This window comes from Lysobacter sp. Root983 (assembly GCF_001429345.1).
In the GTDB taxonomy this organism is placed as follows: Bacteria; Pseudomonadota; Gammaproteobacteria; order Xanthomonadales; family Xanthomonadaceae; genus Lysobacter.
In genome coordinates this window covers 464,139-474,011 of sequence record NZ_LMJO01000001.1, presented here as the reverse complement: position 1 = coordinate 474,011, position 9,873 = coordinate 464,139, and the positions used below count along the sequence as shown (strand labels likewise).

Genomic DNA, 9,873 nt, shown 5'->3' with positions numbered 1-9,873 from the left:
GCAATGACGCAATTGCGTTATGAAGACCTGCAGTTGGGAGATGGAGCGGACCGTTGCGGCAGTGCGATTCGGCAGTTACAAGGGGCCACTGGGCTTCGTCCGAATGACCTGCAGCAGCGGTTGTCCAATGCCACTGGCATGCCTTTGCTGGAGGTGGCCAAGGCGTTGCGTGAGCTAAGCTTGCTAGGTGTGATAACGGGCATAGGTGTTAACGGACGTCCCGTAAGGATGGTCAAGTGGGTTGGGACGGAGCCTTCTAGACAGGTCTGCCCTCAGGAAGTGGAATGGCGGGAGATCCTTGAGGGCCTTGGCGACAAACTCAGCGAGGCCGATCGGGCCTCGCTCGGATCCTCGTTCAGCACCTTCAATGGGCTGGATCGGTGCGACAAGATCGCGATCATCGAGGGGATGATCGCGATGCGGGACGGTATCCGCTGCGCGGATACGTGGGTGTGGTCGGCAGAGAACCTGCTGGGATCTTCCAAGGCTGCGCGCAGCCTGCGCACGGACCTGGGGGGCTTGGGGGTCAACGTCGACGATAGCGGAGGGCTGTACTACGCGATCACGGCCGGTCCTTCGACTCCGGAAGCGGTGGTACTGATCGAAAACCCACGTGTGTTCTCGGCTGTCGCGACGTCAGCGCAGGCATCACGCATATTGGCCGTGGCCGCGTACGGCTATGGTTTGACCATCGACAATTTCGGGCAGCGACTGCTTGCGGGACAGGTGGTGTCGTGTCCCGCAGTTGGCGAGCGGGCAGACCTGCGTTGGGCACTGACCCAGCTCCCTGCCTATTTCTGGGGCGACTTGGACCTGGAGGGGTTGCGGATCTACGAGTCATTGAAGCAACGGTTGCCATCGATCCGGCTCAGCGCAGCGTACAGCGCCATGGACCGGATGCTGGATGATAGGCGGCGTAGCCACCCCTATCACCGGCTTTTCGAGAAGGATCGGCAAGGAATCCCGCCATCCGGGAACGAGGCCGATGTCGCCTATCTTGCTAAACGATGCTTACAACGTGCGGTCGACCAAGAGGCTGTTGTACGCATAGTTGATCAAATCAACCTTACGATGCCCTTCGAGCGATAGCAGCCTCGATCCAGTTGGTTAGTGATTACAGAAAAATTTTGTGGTTGAGGGCGAACCGAGGAGAAGATTAGGAAGATTTATCGCGGGTAGGAGAGGGTATCTCTTAACGCGAAGCGGCTATTGCTATATTGGGAAGCAGTAGTTTTCAGCTTTGCAAAAGCTCCAGGGGAAAGAATGAGGGTTGCGGAACGTTACTTCGACGAATTAGATGCATCTCCTCTAGATCTTTATCTAGGCTCGCATGTGTTCTTTCTCGGTGATATCCGGGTGGAGTTGGAAGGCGTCCCGCTCTTGCAGAACAGGACGACCATGGAGCTCTTGCTTCCCGTGAAGTCGAGGCTGTTGATCGAGTACTTTGCCAAGAGGGCCGCCGAAGACGGTCAGACCGGCATCCTGCTCAGGCCAAAGAGTTTAGGGGCTAAGCGGTACGCGTTCAGCCAGAAGTTTGAATTCAAGTACTCTCAGATCGATCACGAGTTCATTCCCGGCTTGACACGCCCATGGGACGAGGGCTTCCTGACACCCGTATTCTTCAACATAGCGGTCCTGAACAAGTATTCGCAGGATCCGAAGTATCGGCTGGATCTATTCTCGGAGACCTACGGAACTATCCTCGCCCAAGAGTGGACGATCTCTTTCGGCATAAACCGCGGCAAGAATGTCATAATGTGGCTGGGGGACATCGCCTCGCTACCCGACGAGGAGCAGTACTTTCTCAGATCGGAGAACGTCCAGTCCGACCACGACCTCCATTCGGAGTTCTACGAGGCACAGATCGATGTCCAGCCGTCCCCTCCTTCAAAACAGCACGAGCTGCTACATCAACGGAAGGCATTGAACGACCTGTTCAACAAGAAATTCGGAGAAGGGCTGTTCGTGTTGGAGGGCGAAGTCGCCAGCGTTATCGCTAACTTGACGAGACCCATCTTCTGGGAAGAGAAGCATGTATCACCCGCGATTGAGTCGCTGAATCGCGTCTTTGTCGAGAGCATCAATTCCGGCTTTCTGAAGCGAGCGGCCAAGGAGGCAGGCAGCTCCAAAGACTTAAAAAGCGCGGGTGGGCTCAAGACACTGCAGACATGGATCGAAGTGGCACTTGGGCAGACCGATCACGCCGAAATCATGCTGCCCTTCTTTGTTTTGTACGACTTCCGGGTGTTTTGTTCGCATCTTCTCTCCGCGGACAGGCGCAACGAGATGATCCAATCGATCAATGCCCGGCTTGGATTTCAGGAAGGCCACCGCGATTTCGAGGCAGTCTATGATCGACTGATCGAAGCACTATTGGATTCAATACACAGAATCAGCATAGTGATCGAAGGCAACCCTCGCGAGTAGCGCAGCGTACCCCCAATCATTCCGTCGCGACGAAGGTGCGGGGTGTTCTAGGAGCGCTAGGAATGGATACATTTCGGATACAACCGATCGGTGAGGCCGCTGTGAATGAGATCGTCGCTGCGGCCGGTGGCGCACGCGCGCATCCCGACGCCGATCGCCGCCTGAAGCCGGGGGCCGACTACCTGCTAGGCGATACCCTGATCGAACTCAAGGCATTGGACGATGAAGGACTATCCAAGCCAGAGCGGCAACGCAAGATCGCCGACTTGTTTCGTAAATACGGAGATAGACGGCCGGTCGTAGTTATCGATCGCAATAGGTTGCCTGAGTCGGGACAGCGCGAGTTTGACGGGATCCTAGATAGGCCACTCAACGGCATCGTCAAGAAGGCCAGAAGCCAGCTCGTGCAGTCCCGCAGCGAGCTCGACCAGGCGACCTGCTCGATTCTGATGGTACTAAACAATGGTTACACGGCGCTCGGGCACGACGCGCTTACCGAACTGGCGGCTCATCGCGTGCGCAATGATACCCGCGAAATCGATGGCGTCGTGGTCGGCGGTTGCTACTATCACGGCGATGGCTTCGACAGCTTCTTCCTTTGGCCGCTGGACTACATTCCGATTAACGCGAACGCGCCATTCCACGCGTTTCCGGAGCTGAAACGGGCGTGGGATGCCTATGCCGGAAGGACGATGACGGCACTGGTCAGGGGAGAGTTGCCCTTGGATGTAGGGAAGGGCCCGGTCCTCGACACGCAGTTCGACTTTGATGGAACCACATATGTGAAGCCAGCGCCGCCGATGGGGAGGGCGTCTGAGTTCTATATTCATGGACGGCCACGCAAAGGCGGTAGCGCCGTCGCCGGCATCCCGCCGGTCGCGCTCACATTTCCAGACATGGCCGCAGGTGAGTGGATAAAGTTCCGAGAGGTATTGCCATCGGATTCACTGCTCTGCGAGAGCTATCAGGAATGGAGGAAGCAGCGTGAAAAGGGGTTCGAGGCGGGGACATTGCTAAAGCCATTCGTTCCCATGCTAGTGACCAGGGAGGGATGGGAGGAATGGTGCGCGGACAACAAGCACCCAAGGAACGCGAGTTCGGTCAGGCGCTACGCCAACGAGCTGTTTTGCGGACGGCTCAGGGTGTTGCTGCATGCGGCGAGGGAGCGCACGCACAACTCGGTCGTGCCCACGCGCTACGTACTCGTGATTACCGAGGAGATAGGCCAGGACCAGGCCAATGACCTGACAAGAATTGGCGTAGTGCATGCGGGCATCCCAGAAGACGAAGTCGTCAAGGAGTTAGTGCTCGATACGAGGATATCTCACGAGCATGGGCTAGCTCTTGCCGGTGCGTATGCGCTGGCAGAAGGTGTGGACTACGTGATGTGGCAGAAAGACGCTCGGTATGCGTGGACCTGAGGCGCCTGACCCAACGCGACCATCCTACGCCCGACGCCCGAACTAAGCTGGCAAAACGAATGCGCCGGCGCATGAGCTGATTTATTCGGGAGCGTGCATTCATAACTGAAACATCATTGCGGGTTACTTGGTGGAGAGGATCAGGTTGAAGAACACGGATACGCCACAGTCACTCCTGGGCCGCTTCTGGCTACCCACCCACGGTGAAGACACTGCGGTTTCCGGCGTGCTGGATTTCGATGACGCCGGTGCCACGGTGCGCCTTGAGGGGGCGCTGACCCCAACCGGCTTGCTGGCCAACGCCATCGTTTTCGCCAAGCTTCAGGGAAGCCACGAGAAGGCCACGTTGTTCAACTGCTTCGCATCCGCCCGCAAGAAGGGCGACGGTACCGTGGTGTCCTCCAAGATCGAATCCACGCGCATCGCACTGGGTTCGCTCCGCAAAGACCTGGGCGGCCGAGGCGTGCAGTTCAGATTGCTAGGTAGCCCGACATGGTTTCATGAGCAGTGCTTCGACGCTGATATCGGGGACCAGTCCGAGGCAGTGGTGCGCTTCAAGGCTTTCGAATCGACGCGTTATCCCTTGCCGGACGAACTCACTCTCGAAAGGTTTTATTCTGCCGCGATGCCGTTTGGAAACTGGGGCTCGGAGCAATTCCACGTGAACCGTCCGATGGGTTTTCGGATCGTCTCGTCCAAGCGACTGGATTTCGACCGGCTTTGGGCGGCGATGTATCGCCTGCGCAGGTTTCTGGAGTTTCTGTCCCAGCAGCACCTTCCGCATACGCAGCTGATGGTCTTCGATGAAGCGGATGTCGAACGAGGCGTTCCTGACATTGAGGTCAGGCACTCATCGTTGCACGCCGTTAAGCCGAAGAAGTTCGAATGGGACGACCAGTTGGTGCGGTTCGACTATATAAAGGATCGTTTCTCGACCCTGCTAGTGCGCTGGTTCGAAGCGCACCAGGCCTATCCCGAAGCGTTCGACCGTTATTTCGCGGCCTTTGATCGCGACAGGAAGGACGTCATCCTGCACTTTCTCTGGAACATCGCGGCACTCGAGGAATTGCACAAGCTGCGGACCACGCGTGTGAACAAGAAAGAGTTCTCGCTGCTGGAACGCCTCCAGGACATCAGGACACGATGGTTCGCGGCATTCAATGCGAAGCCAGCGGATGACGTCCTGCGGCAGATCAAGGACAGCCGGCACTACTACGCCCACGCAGCGGGCGACCTCAGGGACAAGGCTGCCAAGGATTGGACCCTTCTGCGCTACGGCGATTTCATCGCGGCCTTGTCGAATCTGGAGATTCTTGCGCTTCTGGGCCTGAGCGATGAAGATGCGATTCGGCTAGCGAACAACTATTGGATGAGTGAAACGCTCGCGTTGAACAAGTATCCAACCCATTGGACCGATCCATGATTCACCGTCCCGGGCGATGTTCTGGCGGCAGCTATTTGCTTGATGCTGTCCGATAAGCTGGTCAGCTTATCGGACATGTCGCATAAGCAAGAAGTATCGGGATTGGCGCATAGACGGGCAACCATGCGCCGATGCGCCGGTATCGGATCGATCGGCTGGGTGGACGTCGACTGCATGCCTTGGCCTTATGCAGCCGGGGTGAGCAGGGGCCAAGGTTGCCCCGATCGGATATCAGGGTGGCGCAATTCGGATTCGGGATAGCCGTAGTCGTCACGGATGCCGTCGATCAAGGCCAAGCATTGCCTGGCAACACCAGCTTCGCCTGTTTGGGTCAATGCCAGGGAGAAAAGCCGCCTACGCAGCTCATCCACGCACACGGGGAACAGGGCCACTGCGCCACTGAACTGCGTGGAGGGCCGTTCGTCCAAGGCGACTTTCCTGAGGCTCATGTACAGGCCTTCGCCCGACTGCCCTGTCCGAGCGTAGTAATGGACCAGTGACAGGATGCTTTCCGTATCCGAAAGCATGAGCAGGGCGCGCTCGATCGCCGAGGCGAGGACGCTTTCTTCCACATGATCCAGGAGCATCAGCATTTCGGCACGGAAGTCGGGATGGCTCTTTGCAAGCTGTGCCAAATAGGCGCCGAGTGCCTCGGTATCCCGGCGCCCGGGGTCGCCGAAGGCGCCGTCCCGCAGCAGTTGAAGGAGCGCTCGACCCGAGGACTCCGTACCGCGCGTGCGCAGCGCAGCCAGCCATTCGTGCTGCTGGACCAATCCCGGAATGAGCTCTGCGAACTGCAACAGGACATCCTCGACCTCGGGTTCGGCGGAGGCCCCCAGCGCCGCTAGCAATCCACGCAGCTGGTACGGCTGCTTCAGATGCGGCTGTTCCAACGCGGCTACCTCGTCGAGCATCGCTGCAGGACGCTCAGAAAATGCGAGCAACTCCACCCAGCCGAAGAACACGCTGTGGTGGTCGCCCAGCACCCATGGTTTGGTCTCAGCTTCGGCGAACAAGGCCCGAATGCGCGATTGGATCGTGTCAGCCTGCAAGCGTTCGCCGGAAAGCGCCAGTGCGACATACAGGTCCTGCTGCAGGTTGAGCGGAGCCGGGAGCTCGATCAATCGACGGATCAGGGCGCTGATGTCGCCACAGGGCATGCGGAAGGCCGCCACCGCCAAGCGGATGGCATGCAGTTGCTCGTCCTCGTTACCGCCATCGAGCAGTGACGTGACAGTGTCGAGAATCGCCAGCGCCTCCGGTGCGGGCGGATGCTCACGGAGCCGCCGCCCACGCCGAACGGCCATCTCCCGCAGGAAGGTTCGCGAAAAGGTCGAGGGCGTGGTGACGGGATGCCGTTGTTCCCACAACTGCATGAGCGCGGAGGCCGCCTCGGCGCCGAATTGGGGATGAGGCAAACGCTGGATCAACAGGGTCTTCGCTTGCTCGGTGCCAATGGCGATGAAGGCGCGCTGATACCAGTTCGTCCAAGAGTGCCGCGCGTCGGACGTCTGGTCGCGATAACCCGATGCGACGAACGCGGCGCGTGAGATGTCCCAACGCCGAAGGTCCTCCGACAGCAGCCTATCGAGCGGTTCGGCCAGCCGGGCATCGCCGACGCTGCCGATGGCTCGGGCAAGTTCCGCAAGTTCCGCCCGAGTGGAATCGGACGACTCCACCATGGTCGGCACCCAACGCAACAACGTGTCCACGAGTTGGGCCTTCTGCTCCTCTTCCAGAATCGCGGGCGGGCGAATGGCGGCATCCTGTTCGCGATGGGAGGCCAGCAGATCGGCGAACAGGGCGATTCGTCTCGGGTCGGTAGTATCGGCCCGCGCCACCACCGCGACAACCAGGGAGCTGTAGGGGACGGTGATAACGAGACCTTCCAGGAAGCGCTGTTGCTCTGCCAGGAGTCTCCTCGCCGCTGGATCGCTTGCAGTCCGCGCATCCAATTCCAGCTGTGCGTCGATCAGTCGACCGATCGAAACCGGACCGGCGACGCTGGCCGCGTTGCGCCTGGTGTTCTCGTCGAGGGCCGCGTCATTGACCATGCCGCTTATCGGCTCCTCGTCGATGACGATATGCAGTTCCTGCACGAGCAGGTGGGTCCGGAACGGGATGTCGAGACCCTGTTCGATTCTCCGCACCAGAGCGGAGGCGACGATCGACGGATAGCGTTCGTTGGCCTGATGCAGGGCGTGGTCCGCTGCACTGGCGCGAACCTCCAGCGCAGGATCGGTCAGCAACCTGAAGACTTCTTGCTCAGTGTCGATACCGTCCACGTCGCCATTCAACAAGAAGTACAGCCTATGTCCCGGATGCTGCATGCGTTCGAACGCTGCGCGACGTTCGGCGGCCATTCGGGTGGCCACCGCGGTGTTGTGGATCCCGGTAAGGGGATGTCCTGAGGCCAACTCCTGCCATAGCTCCAGAGGCGCGTTTTGCAGCACCCGGGCGGCTTGCTGATCCGCCCCGCGCCAGTACAGGGATTCCACGACTTCTTTCTTTACATGCACGCTTGAATCGGTCTGTGCCACCGATGCCGCGGACAACGCACCTTCCGTGCCGCCATGGTCAACCATCTCGCCGAGTACTTCGGCGCGGGTCGACTCCTCGAGCGTCGCCAGCCGGGTCTCCATGTCAGGCAACAGCGAGGGAGGAAACCGGCGTCCCGCACGCAGGACGTCCAGATGACGCCTGTGTTCGGAATCGGTGAGCAACGGCCACAACAGTTCTGCGAATTCCGGCCGGCCGCTGTTGACGATGAATCCAATGGCGCGATCGACCTTGTCCGGCTGGTGCCAGCGTCGGAGGAACCCGGTCACTTCGGGTTCGACCCGAGCCCATGCCGCGGGTGCGCGGAAGATGATCTCGGCCGCGAGCATGGGGTCGATCGACAGGCAACGGACGATCGTCTCGGCTACCGCATCCAAATCGGCGCTGGTGCCCGATGCCATGCGTTCACAGGCGAACAGGATCGATTCCTCCCACGCACGGACGTCGAGGAACGCGATGGCGAGTTGTTCGGCCGCGGTGGCGTCGCCGGCAGCCATGTTTCGCATGGCGTGCTCCACCGCGAAGGAGGCGTACCATTCTTGGAACTGCTGGTGCTGGAAGCTGTATCCCGGCGGGGTGCCCGGGGATCGAACCAGCAAGTGTTCGGCGATCAGCGCGTCCAGCACCGTCATGGGCTGGGGCGCCGAATACGCGGAGATCTGGCCCTCGTCCGAAAGGCGGCGCTGGGTGGCCTGCACCGAGGCCCTAGCGTTGCCGTCGGGCAGGGATGTATTGGCGGTGCGGGTGGCCTCGGCGGCGAGGTCGGCGAGGATCTCCTGCTCGTGGCCGAGGGTCGCGTCACGCAAGGCTTCGCTGCGATTGGCAACCTGGTTGTGCTGCTCGACGAAGGCGGCAAGCACGCCTTCCTTCGTCGTGGGCAAGCGGCTTCCGGGCGACAGACGCAGGATCGCGTTGAGGAACAAGGGTACGGACACCAGTTCCCTGAGTCCCGGGATTGCGCGTGCTTCTTCCAACAGCGTCTCGCCGTCGGCCCCGCGCATCTCGCTGGCGACCTGGCGTTGTTGTGCATGGTCGAGCGGTTTGATCGCGACCACCGTGGTGGCGAAGGGGACGGCAACGCTCAGGTTCCTCGAACTGATGACGATGCCCAGTTTCGGGTAGTCGCGACGCAAACCCTCGAGTTCGTTGCGTGCTCGTCTACGGGATGCGCCGTCGAGCTGGTTCCAGCCATCCAGCACGAGGGTGAGTTCGCCAGTATGGGCGAGAAGCCGAAGATGTTCCTGGCGATACGGACGGAACGACTGGCGTTCGAGGATGCTCTCGAACAGCGAGTGGGACTGGGCAGACCAGTCATCCAGCGGGAGAAAGCTGGCCACCGCGCCGCGCTTATCGATGATCGCTTCGGCGAGCTGCAGCAACGTGGTGGTCTTGCCGGTGCCCGGCGGCGACAGGATCACGATCTCGTTGAAGGCCTCGGTGGTGGTGGCCAAATCGTGAGCGGAAAACGAATCCGCGTCCACGTCGCCCTTTAGGCGCAGCTTCAGTTCGATGGCATGCTCGGTCCAGTATCGGGTCCTGCGGAAAGCGGCGACATCTTCGCGCGCCGCCGCCACCAAGCTCACCTTCAGCGCGACGAGATCCTCGTCCACGCCGAGGTTGAACCGGTGCCGGATGTCGATACCCTCGCCGGGATCAAGTTGGAAGCCACGCACCTGGCTGGCACCGGCCATTCCCGCCATCAGCGCATGGAAGGATCGGTCTTCTGCCTGCCGTTTCCAGGTTCGCAGGATTTCCGCGCTGAAGCCGCTGTCATCGGCGTCGACCGCATGCGCGTGATCCTGGCAGAGCCAGATCCCGTTGGACGCGTCCTTGCGCTGTTCACTGGTCAGTGCGGGGTCGTACCGGGGGCCTCCAGCAGACGCGGCCGTAATGTGCGCTGCGACGCCGATATTGATAGCGCCGGTACCACTCTCGTCGGCTCCGGATGTCGGCTTCCCGCAATGGGGATGCGCGCAGCGATGGCCGGCCTGCTTCGCCAGCAGTTCCTTGGCGGCCCTGTTGAAATCATCCCTCATGGTTGAT

Annotated in this window: 5 protein-coding genes; 4 read left to right on the top strand and 1 reads right to left on the bottom strand. The window is 60.3% G+C overall.

Annotated elements, in window-relative coordinates:
• Positions 1-3 precede the first annotated feature (3 nt).
• From ASE43_RS02155 to ASE43_RS02140, 4 genes are all read left to right on the top strand, one after another.
• On the top strand, positions 4-1,089 hold the full coding sequence (locus ASE43_RS02155) for a Wadjet anti-phage system protein JetD domain-containing protein (RefSeq protein WP_082607045.1): 1,086 nt from the start codon (positions 4-6) through the stop codon (positions 1,087-1,089).
• 174 nt (positions 1,090-1,263) lie between these two features.
• Positions 1,264-2,427, top strand: a complete 1,164-nt coding sequence (locus ASE43_RS02150) for a hypothetical protein (RefSeq protein ID WP_157499614.1) — start codon at positions 1,264-1,266, stop codon at positions 2,425-2,427.
• 101 nt (positions 2,428-2,528) lie between these two features.
• Positions 2,529-3,848: a hypothetical protein gene (locus ASE43_RS02145; protein ID WP_057159295.1), complete on the top strand. Its 1,320-nt coding sequence runs from the start codon at positions 2,529-2,531 to the stop codon at positions 3,846-3,848.
• A 145-nt stretch (positions 3,849-3,993) separates the two neighbouring features.
• Positions 3,994-5,271 carry a HEPN domain-containing protein gene (locus ASE43_RS02140; RefSeq protein WP_157499612.1) on the top strand — a complete coding sequence of 426 codons (1,278 nt, stop codon included), beginning with the start codon at positions 3,994-3,996 and terminating at the stop codon, positions 5,269-5,271.
• Positions 5,272-5,456: 185 nt separating this feature from the next.
• Here the strand turns inward: ASE43_RS02140 and ASE43_RS02135 are convergent, their stop codons facing one another.
• Entirely contained in the window at positions 5,457-9,866 is a 4,410-nt protein-coding gene (locus ASE43_RS02135; protein WP_057159293.1) for a hypothetical protein, read from the bottom strand.
• Between the last annotated feature and the right edge of the window lie 7 nt (positions 9,867-9,873).